24 protein-coding genes are annotated in these 22,176 nt (G+C 66.9%); 10 read left to right on the top strand and 14 right to left on the bottom strand.

Annotated elements, in window-relative coordinates:
- Window position 1: 1 nt before the first annotated feature.
- The 3 genes from aguB (at window position 2) to MT490_RS05440 (ending at window position 1,834) form a co-directional block, all read left to right on the top strand.
- Complete coding sequence (gene aguB / locus MT490_RS05450; protein WP_297384967.1) at window positions 2-850, top strand: N-carbamoylputrescine amidase; 849 nt, start codon at window positions 2-4, stop codon at window positions 848-850.
- A gap of 21 nt (window positions 851-871) precedes the next feature.
- Window positions 872-1,351 carry a 2-amino-4-hydroxy-6-hydroxymethyldihydropteridine diphosphokinase gene (gene folK, locus MT490_RS05445; RefSeq protein ID WP_297384965.1) on the top strand — a complete coding sequence of 160 codons (480 nt, stop codon included), beginning with the start codon at window positions 872-874 and terminating at the stop codon, window positions 1,349-1,351.
- Window positions 1,352-1,504: 153 nt separating this feature from the next.
- Window positions 1,505-1,834 (top strand): DUF1905 domain-containing protein, encoded by a 330-nt coding sequence (locus tag MT490_RS05440; protein ID WP_297384964.1) that lies wholly within the window; start codon window positions 1,505-1,507, stop codon window positions 1,832-1,834.
- 13 nt (window positions 1,835-1,847) lie between these two features.
- Here MT490_RS05440 and MT490_RS05435 read toward each other — a convergent pair whose 3' ends face one another.
- Entirely contained in the window at window positions 1,848-2,483 is a 636-nt protein-coding gene (locus MT490_RS05435) for a hypothetical protein (RefSeq protein WP_297384962.1), read from the bottom strand.
- A gap of 198 nt (window positions 2,484-2,681) precedes the next feature.
- Here MT490_RS05435 and MT490_RS05430 point away from each other — a divergent pair, with 198 nt between their 5' ends.
- The gene (locus MT490_RS05430) at window positions 2,682-2,981 is read left to right on the top strand and encodes a GIY-YIG nuclease family protein (protein WP_297384960.1); all 300 of its coding nucleotides are present in this window, start codon (window positions 2,682-2,684) and stop codon (window positions 2,979-2,981) included.
- Between the two features lie 22 nt (window positions 2,982-3,003).
- Here MT490_RS05430 and MT490_RS05425 read toward each other — a convergent pair whose 3' ends face one another.
- From MT490_RS05425 to MT490_RS05405, 5 genes are read right to left on the bottom strand one after another with little or no spacing between them, the layout of a single operon-like run.
- Window positions 3,004-3,798, bottom strand: a complete 795-nt coding sequence (locus tag MT490_RS05425; RefSeq protein WP_297384958.1) for a hypothetical protein — start codon at window positions 3,796-3,798, stop codon at window positions 3,004-3,006.
- 14 nt (window positions 3,799-3,812) lie between these two features.
- Complete coding sequence (locus MT490_RS05420) at window positions 3,813-4,871, bottom strand: ribonucleotide-diphosphate reductase subunit beta (RefSeq protein WP_297384956.1); 1,059 nt, start codon at window positions 4,869-4,871, stop codon at window positions 3,813-3,815.
- Between the two features lie 4 nt (window positions 4,872-4,875).
- Window positions 4,876-5,082 (bottom strand): hypothetical protein, encoded by a 207-nt coding sequence (locus MT490_RS05415; RefSeq protein ID WP_297384954.1) that lies wholly within the window; start codon window positions 5,080-5,082, stop codon window positions 4,876-4,878.
- Window positions 5,079-5,300, bottom strand: coding sequence for a hypothetical protein (locus MT490_RS05410; protein ID WP_297384952.1), 222 nt, complete (start codon window positions 5,298-5,300; stop codon window positions 5,079-5,081). The genes MT490_RS05415 and MT490_RS05410 overlap by 4 nt, the downstream gene beginning before the upstream one ends.
- Entirely contained in the window at window positions 5,297-5,623 is a 327-nt protein-coding gene (locus MT490_RS05405; protein WP_297384950.1) for a hypothetical protein, read from the bottom strand. The genes MT490_RS05410 and MT490_RS05405 overlap by 4 nt, the downstream gene beginning before the upstream one ends.
- 68 nt (window positions 5,624-5,691) lie before the next feature.
- Here MT490_RS05405 and MT490_RS05400 point away from each other — a divergent pair, with 68 nt between their 5' ends.
- Window positions 5,692-5,961, top strand: a complete 270-nt coding sequence (locus MT490_RS05400) for a DUF2171 domain-containing protein (protein ID WP_297384949.1) — start codon at window positions 5,692-5,694, stop codon at window positions 5,959-5,961.
- A gap of 161 nt (window positions 5,962-6,122) precedes the next feature.
- Here MT490_RS05400 and MT490_RS05395 read toward each other — a convergent pair whose 3' ends face one another.
- Both MT490_RS05395 and MT490_RS05390 read right to left on the bottom strand, forming a co-directional pair.
- Window positions 6,123-6,446 (bottom strand): DUF559 domain-containing protein, encoded by a 324-nt coding sequence (locus tag MT490_RS05395; RefSeq protein WP_297384948.1) that lies wholly within the window; start codon window positions 6,444-6,446, stop codon window positions 6,123-6,125.
- 223 nt (window positions 6,447-6,669) lie between these two features.
- Window positions 6,670-8,583: a ribonucleoside-diphosphate reductase subunit alpha gene (locus MT490_RS05390; protein ID WP_297384946.1), complete on the bottom strand. Its 1,914-nt coding sequence runs from the start codon at window positions 8,581-8,583 to the stop codon at window positions 6,670-6,672.
- Between the two features lie 665 nt (window positions 8,584-9,248).
- Between MT490_RS05390 and MT490_RS05385 the strand changes: the two genes are divergently transcribed.
- Window positions 9,249-10,847 (top strand): amidase, encoded by a 1,599-nt coding sequence (locus tag MT490_RS05385; protein WP_297384944.1) that lies wholly within the window; start codon window positions 9,249-9,251, stop codon window positions 10,845-10,847.
- 1 nt (window position 10,848) lies between these two features.
- Here MT490_RS05385 and MT490_RS05380 read toward each other — a convergent pair whose 3' ends face one another.
- On the bottom strand, window positions 10,849-11,310 hold the full coding sequence (locus MT490_RS05380) for a DUF2721 domain-containing protein (protein WP_297384942.1): 462 nt from the start codon (window positions 11,308-11,310) through the stop codon (window positions 10,849-10,851).
- Between the two features lie 85 nt (window positions 11,311-11,395).
- Between MT490_RS05380 and MT490_RS05375 the strand changes: the two genes are divergently transcribed.
- A complete protein-coding gene (locus tag MT490_RS05375) occupies window positions 11,396-12,505 on the top strand; it encodes a GNAT family N-acetyltransferase (RefSeq protein WP_297384940.1) in 1,110 nt (369 codons plus the stop codon).
- Between the two features lie 90 nt (window positions 12,506-12,595).
- Here MT490_RS05375 and MT490_RS05370 read toward each other — a convergent pair whose 3' ends face one another.
- Window positions 12,596-14,290 carry an acyl-CoA dehydrogenase gene (locus MT490_RS05370; RefSeq protein WP_297384938.1) on the bottom strand — a complete coding sequence of 565 codons (1,695 nt, stop codon included), beginning with the start codon at window positions 14,288-14,290 and terminating at the stop codon, window positions 12,596-12,598.
- Window positions 14,291-14,344: 54 nt separating this feature from the next.
- Here MT490_RS05370 and MT490_RS05365 point away from each other — a divergent pair, with 54 nt between their 5' ends.
- Both MT490_RS05365 and aqpZ read left to right on the top strand, forming a co-directional pair.
- Entirely contained in the window at window positions 14,345-15,265 is a 921-nt protein-coding gene (locus tag MT490_RS05365) for an L-threonylcarbamoyladenylate synthase (RefSeq protein WP_297384936.1), read from the top strand.
- Between the two features lie 100 nt (window positions 15,266-15,365).
- On the top strand, window positions 15,366-16,097 hold the full coding sequence (aqpZ, locus tag MT490_RS05360; protein ID WP_297384934.1) for an aquaporin Z: 732 nt from the start codon (window positions 15,366-15,368) through the stop codon (window positions 16,095-16,097).
- A 107-nt stretch (window positions 16,098-16,204) separates the two neighbouring features.
- Here the strand turns inward: aqpZ and msrA are convergent, their stop codons facing one another.
- Window positions 16,205-16,750, bottom strand: a complete 546-nt coding sequence (gene msrA, locus MT490_RS05355) for a peptide-methionine (S)-S-oxide reductase MsrA (protein ID WP_297384932.1) — start codon at window positions 16,748-16,750, stop codon at window positions 16,205-16,207.
- An 87-nt stretch (window positions 16,751-16,837) separates the two neighbouring features.
- Between msrA and galE the strand changes: the two genes are divergently transcribed.
- Complete coding sequence (gene galE, locus MT490_RS05350; RefSeq protein WP_297384930.1) at window positions 16,838-17,836, top strand: UDP-glucose 4-epimerase GalE; 999 nt, start codon at window positions 16,838-16,840, stop codon at window positions 17,834-17,836.
- An 18-nt stretch (window positions 17,837-17,854) separates the two neighbouring features.
- On the opposite strand, the gene MT490_RS05345 is transcribed toward galE, so the two are convergent.
- The 3 genes from MT490_RS05345 to MT490_RS05335 form a co-directional block, all read right to left on the bottom strand.
- The gene (locus MT490_RS05345; RefSeq protein WP_297384928.1) at window positions 17,855-18,568 is read right to left on the bottom strand and encodes a phosphatase PAP2 family protein; all 714 of its coding nucleotides are present in this window, start codon (window positions 18,566-18,568) and stop codon (window positions 17,855-17,857) included.
- A gap of 24 nt (window positions 18,569-18,592) precedes the next feature.
- Window positions 18,593-20,701: a TonB-dependent receptor gene (locus MT490_RS05340; protein ID WP_297384927.1), complete on the bottom strand. Its 2,109-nt coding sequence runs from the start codon at window positions 20,699-20,701 to the stop codon at window positions 18,593-18,595.
- A 140-nt stretch (window positions 20,702-20,841) separates the two neighbouring features.
- A complete protein-coding gene (locus MT490_RS05335; RefSeq protein ID WP_297384925.1) occupies window positions 20,842-22,086 on the bottom strand; it encodes a VCBS repeat-containing protein in 1,245 nt (414 codons plus the stop codon).
- Between the last annotated feature and the right edge of the window lie 90 nt (window positions 22,087-22,176).

The following is a 22,176-nucleotide window of genomic DNA, read 5'->3' as shown; positions in this document are numbered from 1 at the left end:
CATGACCGAGATCACCGTCGCGGCGCTCCAGCTCGCCTTCACCAACGATATCGACGCCAACATCAAGGCGGTGTCCGAGCTCGTCCGCGAGGCGGCGGGCCGCGGCGCGCAGGTCGTGCTGCCCCCCGAACTGTTCGAAGGCGAATATTTCTGCCGGGTCGAGGACGAAGGCCTCTTTGCCAACGCCAAGCCGGTGAACGAGCACAAGGCGGTGCTGGCGATGCAGCATCTCGCCGCCGATCTCGGCATCCACATCCCGACCAGCTTCTTCGAGGCCGACGGGCCGCATCATTATAACAGCCTCGCGATGATCGGCCCCGACGGGCGAGTCGAGGGCGTCTATCGCAAGAGCCACATCCCCGACGGCCCCGGTTACGAGGAGAAGTTCTACTTCCGCCCCGGCAATACCGGGTTCAAGGTGTGGAACGGCCCCGGCGCCCGCATCGGCGTGGGGGTGTGCTGGGACCAATGGTATCCCGAGACGGCGCGCGCGATGATGCTGATGGGCGCCGAAGTGCTGTTCTACCCCACCGCGATCGGATCCGAGCCGCATGACGACAGCCTCGACACCGCTCGGCTGTGGCGCCGCGCAATGGTGGGGCATGCCGTCTCGAACGTCGTTCCCGTGGTCGCCGCCAATCGGGTCGGCAACGAGCACGGGCAGACCTTCTACGGCACCAGCTTCATCACCGACGAGCGCGGCGACATCCTGGCGGAACTCGACCGCGAGGAGACCGGGGTGATCGTGGCCAAGCTCGACCTCGACCGAGTCAAGCGTCACCGCGCCGCCTTCGGCTTCTTCCGCGATCGGCGGCCCGAGCTCTACGGGCGGCTGGTGCAGGACATCTGAACAGACTCCGGGCACAAGCGGGTGCCGACATATCGATATGCGATCGCGCTGGGCTCCAACCGCCGGGGGCGCCATGGCAGCCCCGAGGCCGAGATCGCCGCGGCGCTCGCCGCCCTGGGCGGGGTGCTCGCGGTCTCGCCGCTGCTGCGCACGCCGCCGCTCGGCCCCTCGAAACGCCGCTTCGCCAATGCCGCCGCGCTGATCGAGAGCGACGAGGAGCCGCCGGCGCTGCTCGCGCGGCTGAAGGCGATCGAGCGCGGCTTCGGCCGGCGGCGCGGGCGCAATTGGGGCGCGCGGGTGATCGACTTGGATATCATCCTCTGGTCCGAAGGCGCATGGGGCGGGCCGGGACTGACCGTCCCGCATGCCGCCTTCCGCGAGCGCGACTTCGTGCTCCGCCCGCTGCTCGCGGTGGCGTCCGGCTGGCGCGATCCGGTGAGTGGGCTAAGCGTACGGCAGATCGCGGCGCGGCTGGGGAAAGCGCGGGGACTCGCGGACTGATCTTCTTCCGTTCGTGCTGAGCTTGTCGAAGCACCGTTCTTTCTGTTTCTCCGCGGGAAGGAAGAAGGACCGTGCTTCGGCAAGCTCAGCACGAACGGGGAGAGGTGTGAGCTGGCGGTTGCCCGGCGGGCGCCGGGTGCGCAGGATCGCCGCATGTCCGCCCCCGATTCGCCCCCATTGCTGCTCGAGGCCGAGCTCTGGCGCTGGACGCCCGAGCCGCCGGCCAAGGCGAGCTGGCATTTCGTGACGATCACCGGCGCGGCGGCCGATGCGATCCGGGCACGCGCGTTCGAGCTGCGCGCGATGGGCGCGGGGCGTGGCTTCGGTTCGGTCCGCGTCCGCGCCACGATCCGGGGTGTGGCGTTCGACACCTCGGTGTTCCCGCAAAAGGCGGGCGGCTATCTGCTCCCGGTCAAGGCCGAGGTGCGGCGCAAGGCCGGCCTGGCCGAGGGCGACCGGGTCGAGATCGGGCTTCGGGTGTGAGCCGCGCCCCGGCTCAGCGCGCGCCGGGGGTGGGGTTCACCATCGGGCGGCCGGCGTCGAAGGCGGGCTGGCCGGGCGGGGGCGTGTAGCGGCTCGCGCGGAACTCCGAATGGAGCTCGGCCGCCTCTTCCATCGCCGCGGCGGCGGATTTCTGGATCTCGCCCATATTGGCCATCGCATATCCCTTCATGGCCTCGGTCACGACGCCCTTGTCGAAGTCGCGCTGCTCGAGCCGCGCGTCGATCTGCTCGCGCATCGCGACCTCGCCGACCGTGGCGAACTGCTTGGCGAGCGGCATGAAGCGGCTCTTGAGCAAAGTCTCGGCATCGCCCGACATGGTCATCGAGGTGCTGACCCGGGTGTGGGTGGCGTCGACCGCCTGATAGGTCGCGACGAACTTCGCCGCCTGGCCGCCGCGCGCGTGGAAGAAATAGGTCACCGACTTTCCGGGAACCACGTCGCGCGTATAGGCGCCGTTGGGGACGCTCTCGACCATGCGGGTCACCGCCTTGGGGAGCGTCAGATTCTCGAGCACCTGCGCGACTTCGGACGCGGGCCGGGCATAGGTCTCGCCGGTCGCCAGTGGCCCATGGAAATAGACCCCGCCCGCGAGCACCGCGGGAACGCCGCCGATCATCAGCCATTTCATGGTGGGTACCCCTCGCTTGATGCGGGGGCGGTTGTAGGGGTGTGGGGTAAGAAAAGGGCTTTGGGGTTTGGTTAATGGGGGCGTTCAGAGGCGCCCGGCTTGATCGACCTGTTTAAGTGCATCCGAACCGGCGCGATCTCCGCCCTTCTTCGTCACCCCGGCCTTGTGCCGGGGTCCACCGGGCGACAGGTTGTGACGATGATGCGCGAGCGCACGCCCTGCGTTTACATCCTGGCGAACCGCTACAACGGCGCGATCTATGTCGGCGTCACTTCGAACCTGGTCGGCCGGATCCTCCAGCACCGCGAAGGGACGTTCGAGGGGCACACCAAGACCTACGGCATCCATCGGCTGGTCTATTACGAAGTCGTCGAGACGATGGAGGCGACGATCCAGCGCGAGAAGCAGCTCAAGCGCTGGCGGCGCGAGTGGAGGCGCAACCCGATCGAGCGGCAGAACTGGCGCAAGGCTGGGGCGACGAAAGGAATGATTCCCTAATGCTTGAATGCAACTTGGAGAATTATATCTGATTCGCAAGATAGGCGTTAATGGCTTTCACTGGTCCGGGATTGCGATCCAGCTTTTCTTCGGTGGTTTCGTTCTGAATTTGCTGGGATATTTCGGAGGGTATGTGAATTATCTCGTAGTAATAGGTGGGGTCTGACTCGTCCGTATCTTTTTCGCGCTCAACTTTCTTTAGTTCTATACCGCATGGGCGAACGGTATATATAAGATCATGAACGCCCTGCATAAAATGCAACCATAATAAGGATTTCCCGTAAATCTCCTCTAAGTCGATTATATGAACTCCTAATCGGAAAGATTTATCTAGTCCATAAAACGCTACTCTTAGTCCTGTGCCAATATCTGTCTTGAATAGACTATCTGGAGTAGTTTGAATCTCAGCCTGGTTTGGGCTTGGGGTGATCGGACTTGAAGCGGCGGTTATTCTGCTATGTATCTGCTCTACTCTCGGTTTTATATCAGAAAAATCTGATAGTAAGATCGTAATTTGGTCTCTTAATTCATGAGAGGCGTTTGAAACTACAGTTGACGAAGCAGAAATTTGCGCTGACGACGTTCTCAAGTCAGAGAGATTCTCTGAGCTATTTTGATTTGATATAAAGGCATAAAACATTGCGACAATTGCTAGTAATAAGGAAGACAATGACGATGCAAAAGAAATGTATTCGTTTATTGCTGAGCCGTTTGGCATAAAGAGCAGCAACGCGGCAATAACTAGTATCAGCATGGCGATCGTCCACCAAGCATGAACGGTGCCATGAAGTCGAAAGTGCTCCCGAAGTCCCTCCATTTACGTTCTCCGGTCTACTCCGCCGCAATTCCCGCCTGCTTGAACATATCCCCGCCCTCACCGGACGCATCCTCGTTCGCCGCAGGCACGGCCTTCGCCTTTTGCCGCTTGTCGAACGAGTCCCACACTTCGTTCCAGTTCCCCCGCGTCGCGCCCTTCGAATACTCCGTCGCGCGCTGTTCGAAGAAATTGGCGTGCTCGACGCCGTTCAGCAGCGGGGCGAGCCAGGGGAGGGGGTGCTCGTCGATCATGTAGATCGGCTTGAGGCCGAGCTGGCCCAGCCGCCAGTCGGCGATGTAGCGGATGTACTTCTTGATCTCCTTGGGCGTCATGCCGGTCACCGGGCCGTGCTCGAACGCCAGGTCGATGAACGCGTCCTCGAGCCGCACCGTCGTCTGGCACATGTCCATGATGTCGGACTTGACCGACTTGGTCAGGCAGTCGCGCTCCTTGGCGAAGGTGTGGAACAGGCGGATGATGCCCTCGCAGTGAAGGCTCTCGTCGCGCACCGACCAGGACACGATCTGCCCCATGCCCTTCATCTTGTTGAAGCGCGGGAAGTTCATCAGCATCGCGAAGCTGGCGAAGAGCTGGAGCCCCTCGGTGAAGCCGCCGAACATGGCGAGCGTCTTGGCGATGTCCTCGTCATTGTCGACGCCGAACTTCTGCAGATAGTCGTGCTTGTCCTTCATCTCGGCATATTCGAGGAACATCCCGTACTCGCTCTCGGGCATGCCGATCGTGTCGAGCAGGTGGCTGTACGCCGCGATGTGCACCGTCTCCATGTTGGAGAAGGCGGCGAGCATCATCTTGATCTCGGTCGGCTTGAACACGCGGCCGTATTTCTCGTGATAGCAATCCTGTACCTCGACGTCCGCCTGGGTGAAGAAGCGGAAGATCTGGGTGAGCAGGTTGCGCTCATGCTCGGTGAGCTTCTGCGCCCAGTCGCGGCAATCCTCGCCGAGCGGCACTTCCTCGGGCATCCAGTGGATCTGCTGCTGGCGCTTCCAGAACTCGTACGCCCAGGGGTACTCGAACGGCTTGTAGGTCTTGCGGGCTTCGAGAAGGGACATGGGATTACTCCGAGACGAACTTGATGAGGATGATGGCTGCCGAGGCGGCGCCGAGGAAGAGAAGGACGGTTCCGAACCAGCGGACGGTGCGCGGATCGGTGGCAGGAGCGGTACCCTTGCCGAGATAGATATGCGGCTGCAGCCGCATATGGGCGCCCGACGCGGCGAGCGCGAGCATGCCGAGCAGAGCCAATGCCGTACCGCCGCTCATGCCGCACCGCCTGTCATTGTGAACACCATCGCGAAGCCGCCGAGGAACAGGCCCAATGCGAACAGCATCATCCCGGCGATGCGCAGCGCATAGCCGGTCGCCTCGGCGTCGGGCAGGCGCAGCGCGGCGCGGGCGAGCGACGGGCGCAGCAGCGTCGCCAGCCCCAGGGCGCCCGCGGCGCCGGCCAGGCCGGCCATCAAGGCGAGGCTGCGCGTCATTCGTGCTCGATCACCGTCGTGTTCCGCTCGCGGACGATCCGGTCGCGATAGACGACCTTCCTGCCGCGATTGGCGCCGACTCCGAACACGACCACGCCCAGGAAATAGCCGAAATCATACCAGCCGCCATTGTTGGGAACGGCATAGATGGCGACGTCGGGCATGATCAGCGAGAGGAACCACGCCACGGGGAAGATGAAGCCGTGCCACAGCCCCCAGAAGAAGCCCGGGGCGCCGGGGGCGACGCCGGCCGCGACCTGCTTCGCGCAGGCGGCGAGCAGGATCAGCGCGGCGAGGGCGGCGAGGTTGCGGATCCGGATCATTCCCACTCTCCTGCATCGTTCGCGGCATTCGTGCGTTGCACCGCCGGATCGAAGCAAGGAGTGACCCCATGGCCGACGCGAGTGCAATCAGGGAACATATGGAAGTGATCGGCGCCGACGGCGTCCATGTCGGCACCGTCGACCATGTCGAGGGCGACCGGATCAAGCTGACCAAGAAGGATTCGGGTGCCGACATCGAGGGCGCCCAGGGTTCGCACGCCGGACATCACCATTTCATCTCGCTCGGACTGGTGGCCGATGTCGAGGGCGACCAGGTGCGGCTCTCGGCGAACGCGGACGTCGCAGTGACCTTCGAGGAGGAGGAATCCCAGGCTTGAACGCGCTTTGACGCGAGAAGTCCCCCTCACCCTTCCCACGCCTTCGGCGCGGGCCCCTTCCCTCTCCCACAAGGGGAGAGGGAGGTAGGACGTCCCAATTCCCTCTCCCCTTGTGGGAGAGGGAGGGAGCGGCGAAGCCGCGGAAGGGTGAGGGGGACGTATCACGCGAAACTCCCCCGCAGCTCCGACGGCAGATTCCGGGCGATTTCCGCCATCACGCCTTCGATGTTGCTCATCACATCGTTGTTCCAGAAGCGCAGGACGCGATAACCTTCGCCGCTCAGAAAGTCGGTACGCGCCGCATCGCGATCGCGGCGGTCTGCATGAGTCGCGTCGTCCACTTCGACGATCAGCCTTGCCGTGTGCGAGCAGAAATCGGCATGGTAGGGACCGAACGGAACCTGATGGCGGAATCTCGCTGCCGGCAGTCCGCGGCGGAGTTCGGCCTTCAGGACGTTCTCGACCGGGCCGGCGTTACGGCGCAATTCGCGTGAGCGGAATACGGTGGTTGCGGGAAGCAACTGACGCTTGGTCAGGCCCGCCTCATTCCCTCTCACCCTTCCCACGCGCTTTGCACGCGGGGCCAGTGTTGGGTCAACAGCGCCCCGCGCTGTTGAGTGCGTGCCGGGGGCACGCACAACCCAACACTCCTCTCCCACAGGGGGAGAGGGAGATTTGGGCGACCCCGGGCGACCTACCCTCGCCACCTCACTGGCACGCCAGACATTCGTCGTAATCACGCGATTCGACCTGGATCTGCTTGAGCTCGGGGGTGTTGTCGGCCTCGACGCCGCCCGCGAAGCCGGCGCGCTGGACCGACTTGGAGCGGAGGTAATAGAGCGACTTGATGCCGAGCTCCCAGGCGCGGAAGTGGAGCATCAGCAGGTCCCACTTCTCGACGTCTGCCGGAATGAACAGGTTCAGCGACTGGGCCTGGTCGATATAGGGCGCGCGGTCGCCGGCGAGCTCGAGGATCCAGCGCTGGTCGATCTCGAAGCTGGTCTTGTAGCAGTCCTTCTCTTCCTGGCTGAGGAAGTCGAGATGCTGGACCGAGCCGCCCTGCTCGAGGATCGAGCTCCACACGCCTTCCGAGTTCTTCGACTTCTCGATCAGCAGCTTCTCGAGATAGGGGTTCTTGACCGAGAAGGAGCCCGACAGCGTCTTGTGGGTGTAGATGTTGGCCGGGATCGGCTCGATGCACGCGCTGGTGCCGCCGCAGATGATCGAGATGCTCGCGGTCGGCGCGATCGCCATCTTGCAGCTGAAGCGCTCCATCACGCCCATGTCGGCGGCGTCGGGGCACGGCCCGCGCTCGACCGCGAGCTGCATCGAGGCCTCGTCGACCTGCGCCTTGATGTGCTTGAACATCTTGAGGTTCCACGACTTGGCCATCGCGCCCTCGAACGAGAGGCCGCGCGCCTGGAGGAAGCTGTGATAGCCCATGACCCCCAAGCCGACGCTGCGCTCGCGGCTCGCCGAATAGGCGGCCTTCTCCATGCCGGGCTCGGCGCGTTCGATATAGTCGCTCAGCACATTGTCGAGGAAGCGCATCACGTCCTCGATAAAGCCCTTCTCGCCCTTCCACTCGTCCCAGGTCTCGAGGTTGAGCGAGGAGAGGCAGCAGACCGCGGTGCGCTCGTTGCCGAGATGGTCCTTGCCGGTGGGCAGGGTGATCTCGGAGCACAGGTTCGAGGTCGAGACCTTGAGGCCCAGGTCGCGGTGATGCTTGGGCATGTTCGAGTTCACGTGATCCGCGAACACGATGTACGGCTCGCCGGTGGCGAGGCGGGTCTCGACCAGCTTCTGGAACAATGCGCGCGCATCGACCTTGCCGCGCTCCGAGCCGTCCTTGGGGCTCTTGAGCGTCCATTCGCCGCCGTCGCGCACCGCTTCCATGAACGCGTCGGGGATGAGCACGCCGTGGTGGAGGTTGAGCGCCTTGCGGTTGAAGTCGCCCGAGGGTTTGCGGATCTCGAGGAACTCCTCGATCTCGGGGTGCGAGATGTCGAGATAGCAGGCGGCCGAGCCGCGGCGCAGCGACCCCTGCGAGATGGCGAGGGTGAGCGAATCCATCACGCGGACGAAGGGGATGATGCCGCTGGTCTTGCCGTTGAGGCCCACCGGCTCGCCGATGCCGCGGACATTGCCCCAATAGGTGCCGATGCCGCCGCCGCGCGAGGCGAGCCAGACATTCTCGTTCCACGTGTCGACGATGCCGCCCAGGCTGTCGGGCACCGAATTGAGGAAGCAAGAGATCGGCAGGCCGCGCCCGGTGCCGCCGTTCGAGAGGACGGGCGTGGCGGGCATGAACCACAGCTTCGAGATATAGTCGTAGATGCGCTGGGCGTGCGCGGCATCGTCGGCATAGGCCGAGGCGACGCGGACGAAGAGATCCTGATAGGTCTCGCCGGGAAGGAGATAGCGGTCCTTCAGCGTCTCCTTGCCGAACTCGGTGAGCAGGGCGTCGCGCGAGTGATCGACCTCGAGCGTGTAGAGCTGCGGCGCGACGGCGCGCGTGTCCTGGTCCTTGGCGGACTTGCGCGGTTTCGCCTTGGTCTCGGCGGCGATCGTGGCTTCGGCGACGGTATCGTTCACGCTGTTTTCCGTGTCCCTGAATTCCATGTCATCCGACCCCTTTTGACTCTGCACACGCCTCCTTCCGGGAGGCCTCGGTGCGACTCGGGGGCGGCTCGCCGATACTAGCATCGACACGGTCGGCACGAGAACAAAAAGCGTACTCCGCGCCGGCAGCCGGGCACGACAGAACCTGTTCCGCATATGGGTATGCGGTTGCGGTTCTACCAGTAGTTGAGCCTGCCCCTCAGTCCTACCACTATAGATTGTGCCAAACCGAGTCCCGGCACAAGGGGTTTAATCCGCCCTTAACCCAACGGTTCGTCGCTAAAATGACTCGGTTCGCAGACATGCCGGAGGTGCTGCGATGCCGCGACGCATGGTCAATCCTCGGGTCCCCGAAAGGCAAGAGAACACAGCGCGAACCGAAAAAATTTTCCGGGGGAGGAATCGGGGGACACAAGGGGTAGTGGCTGGGTTCTCAATCCTCCCCCGCCAGGGGGAGGTGGCACGCGCAGCGTGACGGAGGGGGCGGAATCACTGCGCTCAATTGGAGAGGGCACTGCTTACCTCCCCCTCCGACGCCTTCGGCGCCACCTCCCCCTGGCGGGGGAGGATTTGTATGTCGATCCCCCCAGACCAGCATTTCACGGGGCTTTCCGGCGGAGGTGACGCGCTCTAGGCTGTGCACCTGGCTTTTGGGGGGACGGCGGATGCGGATCGGGTTGCTGGCGCTGGCATTGGTGAGCACGCCCGTGGCGGCACAGGACATCGTTCTTCGCGAACTGCCTCCCGCCAGCATAGCCGTCGGCGAGAAGTCGATCGACGAGCTCCAGACGATGATGGCCTCGGGCGAATGGACCAGCGCGCGGCTGACCCAGGCCTATCTCGACCGGATCGCGGCGATCGACCGCAGAGGCCCGACGCTGCGCTCGGTGATCGCGGTCTCGCCCAACGCGCTCGCGCAGGCGCGGGCGAGCGACGCGCGACGCAAGGCGGGCAAGACCCTCGGGCCGCTCGACGGCATACCGGTGCTGATCAAGGACAATATCGACACGCGGGAGCTGCCGACGACCGCTGGCAGCCTCGCGCTGGTCGACAACCATACCGGCCGCGACGCGCCGGTGGTGGCCCTGCTCCGCGCGCAGGGCGCAGTGATCCTCGGCAAGACCAATCTCAGCGAATGGGCGAACATCCGTTCGAACAATTCCATGAGCGGGTGGAGCGCGGTCGGCGGGCTGGTCAGGAACCCCTATGCGCTCGATCGCAGCGCCTGCGGCTCGTCGAGCGGATCGGGCGCGGCGGTTGCGGCGAGCCTCGCGGCGGTGGCGGTGGGCACCGAGACCGACGGGTCGGTGGTCTGCCCCTCGGCGATGAACGGGCTGGTCGGGCTGAAGCCGACGCTCGGGCTGGTCAGCCGCACCCATGTCGTGCCGATCAGCCACAGCCAGGACACGCCGGGGCCGATGGCGCGCAGCGTAAGGGACGTGGCGACCCTCTTCTCGGCGATGGTGGGCAGCGATCCCAAGGACGCGGCGACCAGAGGCGCGGACAAATACCGCAAGGACTATGTCGCGGGACTCTCGTCGGGCGCGCTGAAGGGCATGCGGATCGGCTGGTGGAAGCCCGAGATGGATGCCGATCTCGCGGCGCGGTTCGACAAGGCCTTGGAGGAGCTGCGCGCCGCGGGCGCGATCCTGGTCGAAGTGAAGCTGCCCGAGCTGAAGGGGCTGGGCGATGCCGAGGGCGAAGTGCTCTACACCGAATTGAAGGACGACCTCGCCGCTTATCTCGCCACCACGCCGCCATCGGTGAAGGTGCGGACCCTGGCCGACGTCATCGCCTTCAACGAGGCGAACAAGGCGGTGGAGATGCAATTCTTCGGGCAGGAGAGCTTCCTCAAGGCCGAGAAGACGCGTGGGACCAAGGACGCCGAATATCTCGGCGCGCGGGCGAAATCCCTGCGGCTGGCGGGTGCCGAGGGGATCGACGCGATGCTCAAGGCGGCGAACGCGCAGATCCTGGTCACGCCGACCTACGGCACGCCCTGGCTGAGCGATCCCGCGCATGGCGACCAGTTCGGCGGCCCTTCGGCGAGCGAGCTGCCGGCGGTCTCGGGCTATCCGCACCTCACCGTGCCGATGGGGCTGGTCGACGGGTTGCCCGCGGGGCTCTCCTTCATCGGGACGGCTTATGCCGACGAACTGCTGCTCAAGGCGGGCTATGCCTGGGAGCAGGCGAGCAAGGCGCGGGTGGCACCGCGTTACCTGCCGACGGTGGCGGCCGATCTGGGGCCGCAAAAGCCCCGATAGGCTATTTGCTATCGCGCTCGAGCAGTTCCTCGCGCACATGGATCGCGCCGAGCGACATGCGCACCTCGATCAGGAAATAGACGAGCCCGGTCATCAACAGCAGCATCGAGACGACGAAGGCGACCGCGACGATTGCGCCGACATGGAGCCCGAACAGCCGCGAGACGAACATCAAGGCGACGACGAAGCAAGTCGCCAGCGCGCTGGCGACGCACAGGAAGATCGCCATGTTGATCACCGAGATGCGCCGGTCGATCAGCCGCAGCTCCCAGACGTGGCGGTCATGCTCGATCCCGGTCGAGCGGGGATGGAGCTGCTCGAGATCGCGCGCGCGATCGACGATGCGCGCGAGGCGGCCGACCATCACGTTGAGGATGGCGCCGATGCCGGCGAGCAGGAACACCGGCGCGATCGCGCTCTGGATCGTGTCGGCGACGGTGGAGAGATAGGGCCCCGGTATCATCGCCGCGGACTATGGCGCGGCTGGGCGCGCGCGTGAAGTCGTTACGCGCATGCCCTCACCGCTTGGTAACCCATGGCGGGTTACGATGGCCGCGATGACCAAGCCGATGCCGCTCGATACGTTCACGCGTCTCTCGCCTGCGCTCGCCGCCGACTGTGTCGACGGGCTGGCGGCGAGCATCGACGCCGTGGCTGCGCGCGCGGCACCCACGCACCGCTTCCTGCGCTATGGCTGGTTCGCCGCGGCGCTACAGGCCTATGGCGGTGCCGCGCGGACGCTGACCGTCACGCGCGAAGGCGAGCCTGCGGCGGCGCTGCCGATCGTGCGCGCCGGGCCCGGCTGGCTCGGGCTGGCGAGCGTGCCAGGATGCTATTGGCCGTTCCGCAGCTTTCCCGTGCGCGATGACGCCGGCGTCGAAGTGGCCGAGGCATTGCTTGCGCGGCTGGCGCGCGAGGCGAACGCCCTGCGGCTGGGGCCGGTCTATGACGGCGATCCCGGGCTCGAACTGCTCCGGGCGGCCGCCAGGGCCAAGGGCTGGGCGGTGCTCGACCGCTTCGTCGCCGACAGCTATCTCCTCGACATCGCCGCGCTCCAGGCCGAAGGTACCTGGCCGCGCAACTCGACGCTCCGGAAGAACCGCTTCCACGAGAAGCATCTCGCTGGTCATGGCGAGCTCGACTGGCGCTTCGTGTCGGGTGCGGACTGGGACCAGGACGCGTTCGACGCGCTGGCCGAGATCGAGCGCAGGAGCTGGATCGCGGCGCGCACCGACGGCTCGGACGCCAAGTTCACCGCGGAGGGCCATGGCGGCTTCTGGCGCGCGGCTTCGGCCGATCCGGCGATCGCCGCGATGATGTGGGCGGCGGTGCTGCGCGTCGACGGCACGCCCGCGGCCTTCTCGTTCGATCTCAATGCCGGCGCGCTGAAGTACGCGATCGCCAACAGCTACGATCCGGCCTTCGCCAAGCACTCGCCGGGCAAATTGCTCTATTATCGCAATCTCGTTCGTGCCGTGGCCGACGGGATGACGAAGGTCGACTGGGGCGCCGGCGACAGCGGCTATAAGCGCGTGATCGGCGCCGAGCGCGGCCCGGCGATCCGCGACTGGCTGTTCGTGCGGCCGGGCCTGCCCGCGCTGGCGGGCGGGATGCTGCGCGGGCTGTGGCGGCGGAGCGGGCACGAGCAGGCCAACTAACCGTCATCCCGGCGAACGCCGGGACCTCAGGCGACGGCGCGAGCAGCTTGCGGCACGAGATCCCGGCTTTCGCCGGGATGACGGTAAATGTCAGGCCGCGAACGCCTCGGCGTCGATCGAATAGAGCACATCCGCCGGCGCCATTGCGGCGGCCTTGAGGCCCATCGCCTCGGGAACGATCTGCGCGACGTAAAAGCGCGCTGCGGCGGCCTTCATGCCGAGGAAGGCGGGGTCGCCCTCCGAGCGCGCGGCGATGCGGCCGCTTTCCTCCATCAACCAGCCGCACACTGCGACCGAGAGCATCGTCAGGAAGGGATAGCTTGCCGCGAGCCGGTCGTCGGTGTCGGCACCGAGCAGATGCCGGCCGACTTCCTCGCACGCGTCGATCAGGCGGATCAGCTCGGCGTCCTCGGCATCGCCGCGCATCTCGGCGAGCAACGCGAACAGCGTGCCGCCATTGTCCATGCTGAGCTTGCGGCCGACCAGATCGGCGGCCTGGATGCCGTTGGTGCCTTCGTAGATCGGCGTGATGCGCGCGTCGCGGAAATGCTGGGCGGCGCCGGTCTCCTCGATATAGCCCATGCCGCCATGGACCTGGATGCCGAGCGACGCGACTTCGTTGCCGAGATCGGTGCCGTGCGCCTTGGCGAGCGGGGTGAGCAACTCCACCCGCGCCCTGGCCGCGGCGTCGCCGGCATGGCCGCGGTCGAGCTGGCCGAAGGCGTAATAGACCAAGGCGCGCGCCGCCTGGGTCTGCGCCTTCATGCGGAGCAGCATGCGGCGGACGTCGGGATGCTCGACGATCGCGGCGGGCGCGCCCATGCGGACGCCCTGGACGCGCTCGCGGGCATAGGCGACCGCGCGCTGGGTGGCGCGCTCGGCGACCTGCACGCCCTGCAGGCCGACATTGAGCCGGGCGTTGTTCATCATCGTGAACATCGCGCGGATTCCGCCCATCTCGCCGCCGATCAGTTCGCCGATACAGTCGTCATGGTCGCCGAAGCTGAGCACGCAGGTCGGCGAGGCGTGCAGGCCCATCTTGTGCTCGATCGAGACCACGCGGACGTCGTTGAAGGCGCCCGGAGTGCCGTCGGCATCGAGGCGGTACTTGGGCACGAGGAAGAGCGAGAGGCCCTTGGTGCCCGCGGGCGTATCCGGGGTGCGGGCGAGGACGAGATGGACGATATTGTCGGCCATGTCGTGATCGCCGAACGAGATGAAGATCTTGGTGCCCTTGATCCGGTAGGTGCCGTCGCCGACCGGCTCGGCGCGGGTCTTGAGCGCGCCGACGTCCGAGCCCGCCTGCGGCTCGGTGAGGTTCATCGTGCCGGTCCATTCGCCGGTGGCGAGCTTGGGGAGGTACAGCGCCTGCTGCTCGGGCGTGCCGTGATGCGTCAGCGCCTCGATCGCGCCGACGGTGAGGATCGGGGCGAGCGCGAAGCCCATGTTCGCGGTGCCGAGCGTCTCGAGCACGGCGATCGAGAGGCTCACCGGCAGGCCCTGCCCGCCGAATTCGGCCGGCGACCCGATCGTGCCCCAGCCCCCCTCGACATAGGCCTTGTACGCATCGGCGAAGCCCGCGGGCATCTTCACGCCGTCCTCGCTCCACTTCGGGCCGTCGGTGTCGCCCAGCCGCTCGAGCGGCGCCCATTCGCCCGCGGCGAACTGGCCGGCGCCGTCGAGCACCGCGTCGGTCATCTCGGCGGCTTCCGCGCTGATCTCGGCGAGGCGAACGACATGCTCGAGCACGAAGCGCTGCTCGGCGGTGGCGGGGGTGAACGTCATGACCTTTCGGGGCCTCTCTTGTGGTCTTGTTTCCCGCGATATAGCCCCCCTCGCGTGAGCCCGACAAATCCCCGCATCTTACCCTACGGCACGGCTGCGATCGCCGAAGCGGCGGAAGTGATTCGCGGCGGCGGATGCGTCGCGGTGCCCACCGAAACCGTCTACGGACTCGCCGCCGACGCCAGCGATTCGCGCGCGGTGGCGGGGATATACGAAGCCAAGGGGCGGCCGAGCTTCAATCCGCTGATCGTGCATGTGCCCGAGCTCGCGGCGGCCGAGACGATCGCGATCTTCGACGATGCGGCACGCGATCTGGCACGGCGCTTCTGGCCCGGGCCGCTGACCCTGGTGCTGCCGCTGCGGCCCGGGGCGGAGATCGCCGCATTGGTCACCGCAGGGCTCGATACGATCGCGATCCGAGTGCCCGATCACCGCGCGATGCAGGCGCTGCTCGACGCGACCGGGCTGCCGCTCGCCGCGCCTTCGGCCAATGCGAGCGGGTCGATCAGCCCGACGCGCGCGGCGCATGTCGCGGCGAGCCTGGCGGGGCGCATCCCGCTGGTGATCGACGATGGGCCGACCCCCGCGGGGCTGGAGTCGACGATCGTGCAGGACGGCCGGATCCTGCGGCCGGGGCCGCTCGACGCTGCGACACTGGGGCTCGAGCATGCGGCGCCCGAGGGCAGGATCACCGCGCCCGGGCAGCTCGCCAGCCACTATGCGCCGGGCAAGCCGCTGCGGCTGAATGCGCGCGAACGCGAGCCGGGCGAATGGCTGATCGGCTTCGGCGGCGTTCCGGGCGACGATACGCTTTCGATCCGCGGCGATCTCGTCGAGGCGGCCGCGAACCTGTTCGACGCGCTCCACCGCGCCGACGCGTCGCCCGCGGCGCGGATCGCAGTGGCGCCGGTCCCCGGGACCGGCATCGGAATCGCGATCAATGACCGGTTGCGCCGGGCCGCACATCCGCGCTGAGCGTTACTTCGCTTTACTTTACTTTCCTCCAGGCGGGGCTACACTTCCGCGCATATCCCCAGGCACTTGAGGCTAAAGCGAAAACAGCGGGAGGGAAATCATGACCAACGTGCAGCGCGGGCTTGCCGAGGCGATCGGCACTTTCTGGCTGGTTTTCGGCGGGTGCGGGAGCGCGGTGCTCGCCGCGGGGATTCCCGATCTCGGCATCGCTTATGCCGGCGTCTCGCTGGCGTTCGGGCTCACAGTGCTCACCATGGCCTATTCGATCGGCCATATCTCGGGCTGCCACCTCAATCCGGCGGTGACGATCGGGCTCTGGGCGGGCGGGCGTTTCGCGGCGCGCGACATCCCGCTCTACGTGATCGCGCAGGTCCTGGGCGCGGTGATCGCCGCGGCCCTGCTCCAGGTCATCGCGAGCGGGGCGGCCGGCTTCACGGGCGGGCTCGCCTCGAACGGCTTCGGCGTGCATTCGCCGCACGGCTATTCGGTCGCGGCGGGCGCCACGATCGAGGTCGTGCTGACCTTCATGTTCCTGCTGATCATCATGGGATCGACCGACAGCCGCGCTCCAGCGGGATTCGCGCCGATCGCGATCGGGCTGGGGCTGACCCTGATCCACCTGATCTCGATCCCGGTGACCAACACCTCGGTCAACCCGGCGCGCTCGACCGGGCCTGCGCTGCTCGAGGGCGGGATCGCGCTCCAGCAGCTCTGGCTGTTCTGGCTGGCGCCGATCGCGGGCGGCGTGATCGGCGGGACGGTCTACCGGCTGCTCGGTGCCGAGGCCGGCAAGCGCCCGCCCGTCGAAGGCGAGGCGTTGCCGGCGGAGTGAGGCGCTGACAACCCGTTCGCCCTGAGCTCGTCGAAGGGCAGTCCTTTCTTCCGTCCTGAGATAGAGAAGAACGGTGCTTCGACAAGCTCAGCACGAACGGAGATGGGCTACGCCGCCGCGCCTTCCTTCAGCCGATTGGCGAAGCTCTTGCGCAGCTTCCGGAGCTTGGGCGGGATCACCGCGAGGCAATAGGGGTTCCGCTGACCCTCGCCCTGCCAATATTCCTGGTGGTAATCCTCGGCCGGATACCATTCGGCCAGCGGCTCGATCGTCGTGACGATCGGTGCGGGCCAGTCGGGCCGGGCGCGCTCGATCGCTGCGCGCGCCTCGGCCTCCTGCTCGGGCGAGTGCGGGAAGATCGCCGAGCGATATTGGGTGCCGATATCGTTGCCCTGGCGGTTGAGCTGGGTGGGGTCGTGCGTGGCGAGGAAGATGTCGAGCAGATCGCCATAGCGGATCTGGTCGGTGTCGAAGGTCACCCGGATCGCCTCGGCATGCCCCGTATCGCCGCCGCAGACCTGCTTGTAGGTCGGGTTGGGGACGGTGCCGCCGATATAGCCGCTCTCGACCTTGCTCACGCCCACCACGTCGTTGAACACCGCCTCGGTGCACCAGAAGCATCCGCCGGCGAGCGTCGCGGTTTCGACTGTCATTTCGTTCTCCTTGTCGCGCCCAACATAGGTGGGGGTTGGCGGAGCGCAATCGCGGCTCTAGGCGGGGCCGCGTAAAGGGAGACGGGCATGCGCGACGGTACGGTGCTGGTGACGGGCGGTGCGGGCTATATCGGCAGCCATGCGGTGCTGGCGCTGCTCGATGCGGGCTGGAAGGTGGTGGTGGTCGACAATCTCGTCACCGGCTTCGACTGGGCGGTCGACAAGCGCGCGAAGCTGGTCGTCGCCAATATCGAGGACGAGGACGTCGTGCGCGCCACCATGCGCGACGAGGGCGTGATCGCGGTGATGCACTTCGCCGGATCGGTGGTGGTGCCGGAATCGGTCAGCGACCCGCTCAAATATTATCGCAACAACACCGTGGCGAGCCGCTCGCTGATCGAGAGCGCGGTAGCGTCCGGGGTGAAGCATTTCATCTTCTCCTCGACCGCGGCGACCTACGGCATCCCCGAGAAGGTGCCGGTCTCCGAAGACAGCCCCAAGTCGCCGATCAACCCGTACGGCATGTCCAAGCTGATGACCGAGTTCATGCTGCGCGACGTGGCGGCAGCGCATCCGATCAACTATTGCGCGCTGCGCTATTTCAACGTCGCCGGTGCCGATCCCCAGGGCCGCTCGGGCCAGTCGACCGCGGGCGCGACGCACCTGATCAAGATCGCGGCCGAGGCGGCGACGGGGAAGCGCGCGGCGGTATCGGTGTTCGGCACCGACTTCGCCACCGAGGACGGTACCGGGGTGCGCGACTATATCCACGTCACCGATCTCGCCGCGGCGCATGTCGACGCGCTCGACCTGCTGATCGCGCGGCCTGAGGAGAGCCACACGATGAACTGCGGCTATGGCCGCGGCTTCTCGGTGCTGCAGGTGCTCGACGCGGTCGACCGGGTGACCAACCGGACGATCGAGCGGAAGCTGGAGGGGCGCCGCGCGGGCGACCCCGACGCGCTGGTGGCGGACAACCGCAAGATCCTGAGCACACTGCCGTGGCGGCCGAGGCACGACGATCTCGAGGGGATCGTCAAGGACGCGCTGGCCTGGGAGCGCAAGCTGGCCGAGCGGCAGGGCTGACGCGGGCCGACCGACTGGCTAGCGCTTCCTGCGGAACAGCCTCAGCTCCACTCCCCACCACAGCAATGCCCAGATGCTGCCGAAGGCCCAGCCGGCGAGGACGTCGCTGGGCCAGTGGACGCCGAGATAGACGCGGCTCGCGCCGATCAGGCCCACCAGCAGCATCGCGACGCCGAGGACGAAGCCGCGCATCCGCCAGCCGCGCACCACGGGGAAAAGCAGGGTCGCGACCGTGAGATAGACGATCGCGCTGTTGGCGGCATGGCCGCTTGGGAAGCTGTGCGACGCTTCCTCCATCAGCCGCCCGACCAGGTCGGGGCGCGAGCGGGCGATCAGTGCCTTGACCACAGTCACCGCGAGCGCGCCGAGTGTCGTCGCGGCGAGCACGAGCAGCGACGAGCGCCAGCGCCGCCGTAGCGCGAGGAAGCTCGCGGTGACGAACACGACCAGGGTCAGCACCGTGGTGCTGCCGAGCGCGGTCATGTCGCGCACCGCCGAGGGCAGCCAGTGCGGCCCGAGCGGTTGTTCGGGATGGCCGGGGACGCGCATCGCGAGGATGATCGCGCGGTCGATCGCGGCCGCGTCGCCCTCCAGGATCTCGTGGCCGAACCAGACCATGCCGAGCAGCAGCAGCGCCACCGCTCCGAGGATGACGATCGGCCAGGGGATGCGGCGCGACGCCGTCTTTTCGGCTTCGAGGTCGACGACCGGTTCGGGGAGCGGACTGTCCATCCGCCCCCTATTAATGCGCGCGGATCAGAGTTGCACCCGGAGCGTCGCGCGCAGGTCGCGGCCGGCGAGTGGGGCATAGTCCTTGAGCACGCTGGTGTGGCGCCGCGCCTCGACGTCGAAGAGGTTGTTCGCCGAGAGTGTCAGGCTGGTGTGCGAATCCGCGCCGAACGGCTTCCACGAGAGCGAGGCGTTGACGAGGGTGAAGCCGTTGGTCGGCGTCTCGAAAGCGGTGATACGGTCCTGCGCGAAGCTGTGCTCGACCTCGACCCGGCCGGTGAGCGTGTCGGACTGCGCCTCGATCCCGCCCATCACGCGGAGCGGCGGGATGCGCGGGACGGGTCCCTGGTCGACCAGCTCGGCATGGACATAGTCCGCCAGCGCATCGGCGTTGATCGCGAACTTGCCGAGCTGCGCGAGCCGCGCCGAACCCTCGACCTCGAAGCCGTAATAGCGGGCATCGGCCTGGTTGTACTGGAACACCGGCAGATCGTCCTCGATCGCGCCGGTGGGGGCGTCGTAGATATAGTCGGTGAACCAGTTGTAATAGGCCGCCGCCGACAGGCTCCAGCCGTCGCCCGAGCCCTTGAGCGTGCCTTCGATACCCCAGGCCTTTTCGGTGGTGAAATCGGGGTTGCCGATCTCGAACGCCTGGGTGCCCGCGTGCGGACCGTTGGCGAACAATTCCTCCTGCGTCGGCGCGCGCTCGCTGCGCGAGACGTTGATGCCGAGCCGCAGATGATCGGCGAGCGCATAGCTCGCGCCGAGCGAGGCCGAGAGACTATCGAAGCTGCGATCGGTGCGCGGGTTGCCGATGTCCGCGTCGGCCTGCGCGGTGAGGTGGTTATGCTCGTAGCGCAGGGCTGCCTCGGCTTTCAGCTTGCCGAAGTCGAGCGACTGGAGCGTGAACAGACCGTATTGGTTGCTCTCGGTGCGCGGCAGGAACTTCTCCTCGCCGACGATGCGCGTGTTGCGCGTCGAGAACTGGCCCCCGGTGACGCCTTCCCAGAGCCCATGCGTCTCCTGAACCAGCTCGAGCCGGCCTTCGAGGCCCTGGCTGTAGAAGGTGGTGCCGACCTCGCCGGTGTCCTCGATCTCGCTGTGCCGATAGTCGGCTGCCGCGAGGCGCATGCGGATCTGGTGGATGCCCGCGGTCTCGGTGAGGATGTCGCCGCGCAGGTCGAAGCGCGTCTGCTTGGCGTGGAGCCGGACCGCCTCGGCCTCGACCGCGGGGTCGAGCGAATAGCGGATCGGCACGCCGTAGAGGCTGTCGTAGCGCGACACCGAGAAGCCGAGGTTGCCGGACTCGTCGACGATCGCCGCTCCGCCCGCGATATCCCAGGTGCGGGCGGCGGTGTTGGGGATCTTGCCCTTGAGATCGGCGAGCGCCTGGATGTCGGGGTCGGCGCTGGCCGCGGCCTGCGCGCGCAACGCGGGGGTCAGCACATAGCCGCCGCTCCTGAGGTCGCCGGTCTTGGTGTAGCTGCCATCGGCATGGACGACGAGCTTGCCCGCCACGGGCACGTCGACCACGCCCGAGACCGCGCGCTCGTCGGCGGCGCTGCCATAGGTTGCGATGCCGTCGAAATGGAGCGGGCTTTCGGCCATGCGGCGCGGGATGCGGCTGTCGATCACGTTGACCACGCCGCCGATCGACGAGGGGCTGAACAGCAGGGCCGAGGGGCCGCGCAGCACTTCGATCCGGTCGGCGGTGAGCGGGTTGATGATCGCGGCATGGTCGGCCGAGGTGTTCGACACGTCGATGCTGCCGATCCCGTCGATCAGCAGCCGCGCGCGATCGCCGGTGAAGCCGCGGAGCACCGGCCGCGAGGCGTTGGGGCCGAACGAGGTCGCCGAGACGCCGGGCTGCGAGGCGAGCGTCTCGCCGATCGTCGGGCGCATCTCGCGCGTGAGCTCCTCGGCGGCGAGGATCGCGGTCCCACCGAGCACGTCCGCCGTGGCGCGGGCGCGCGTGCCGGTGATGACGACTTCCTGCGCCGGCTGGTCATGGTCCTGCGCATCGGCCGCGGACGCATCGGCCGTCGTGTCGCCGGCCGGGGCGGCGACGGGCTTTTCCTCGGCATGCGCCGGCAAGGCGATCAGGGTGGCGGTGGCAAGCAACAGGCTACGCAACATGGACAGGTCCCGGACGGAAGGGTTGCCGCTGCGCTAGCCGCGATGATATAAAGTATCAACACCCTTTCGTCGCGGATCGCGCGCGCTCCGGCCGTTCGCGTCTCGTCCGCCGCGCCGCCGTCGCCTGGGCGATGGTCAGGTTATCGCCCCAGAAGCAGTCGCGCCTGCGTGCCCCAGCCGCCGATGAAGAGGTCGTCGATCTTGTCCCCGTCCACGTCGCCCACCGCCATGCTCCAGCTTCGGCCGACGACCGTTCCGGGGAAGGTCGCGGCGGTGGCGTCGCGGAAGCGGCCCTTGCCGTCATTGGCGTAGGCGCGGACCTGGAGCGGCGCGAAGCCGGGGACCGCGATGGCACCAAGGATGATGTCGGGATGGCCGTCGCGGTTGAAGTCCATGACGGTGCCGCCCCAGCTCGAGAAGCGATTGGCGGGGAGCCGCTGCGCCGTCTCGTCGACGAAGCGGCCCGCGCCATTCTGGACGAGCAGCCGCGCCTGCGGGTCCTTCTCCCATTTCCCGGCATTGCTCGTCAGGTTGAGGAGCAGGATGTCGGGCCGCCGGTCGCCATTGGCGTCGAATATATGGACTTCGCGCGTCTCCAGCGGCGTGACCTGGTCGAGCCTGTCCGACGCCTCGGCGAAGCGGCCCTTGCCGCCGTTGACCAGCAAGCGGGTAGGGGGCGCCTCGGTCGCCACGACCATGTCGAGGTCGCCGTCGCCGTCGAGATCGGCGAGCGCCACGCCCTGGGCCTTGTTCTTGATCGCGGGCAGATGGGTGTCGGTCGCGGCGACGAACCAGCCGGGGCGGCGGGGATCGTTCAGCCACAGGAGGTTGCGGCCACCATCCTCGCCTTTCTCGCCCGAGTTGCCCGAGTTGCCGACAAGGATGTCGGGCAGGCCGTCGCGGTTCACGTCGCCCACCGCCAGGCCGTTGCCCACGCTCATCGCGGGCAGCCGCGCGCTCGCGTCGACGAAGCTGCCGTCGCCGCGGCCGAGGAAGAACTGGTGCACCCGATCATCCTCGGCGACGAAGACCAGGTCGACATGGCCGTCGCGATCGAAATCGGCGGCGCGGACATGCTCTGTGTCGTGCGCGCGCTGCCCGAATACGCCTTCGCGCCAGGCGAAGCGGCCCCGGCCGTCGTTGACGTAGAGCCGGTTGGGCGCGCCCTCTACCGCGAGCGCGGCGTCGAGATCGCCGTCATGATCGAAATCGGCCAGTGCGATGTCGAGCGCGTGCAGATCGGGCGCTTGCGGCACATGCGTCGCCGTCACGTCGCGGAAGGCTTGTGGTGTGGGTTCCTGCGGTGCCTGGGCGTGGCAGGCGCTGGCCGTCAGGAGGGCGAGGGCCAGAAGCAGTGGTCGGTGGTCGTTTGCCATGGAATCCATCGCGCAACCCACCTCCCTCTTCGTCATCCCCGCGAAAGCGGGGACCCATCTCCGGGGCTATCCACCAGCGCGCCGGCCCAGCTTGCCGAC

The sequence above is a fragment of the Sphingomonas sp. genome (genome assembly GCF_026460985.1).
Lineage (GTDB): Bacteria > Pseudomonadota > Alphaproteobacteria > Sphingomonadales > Sphingomonadaceae > Sphingomonas.
The sequence above is the reverse complement of the archived record's forward strand: the minus strand, read 5'-3'. Positions and strand labels throughout refer to the sequence as shown.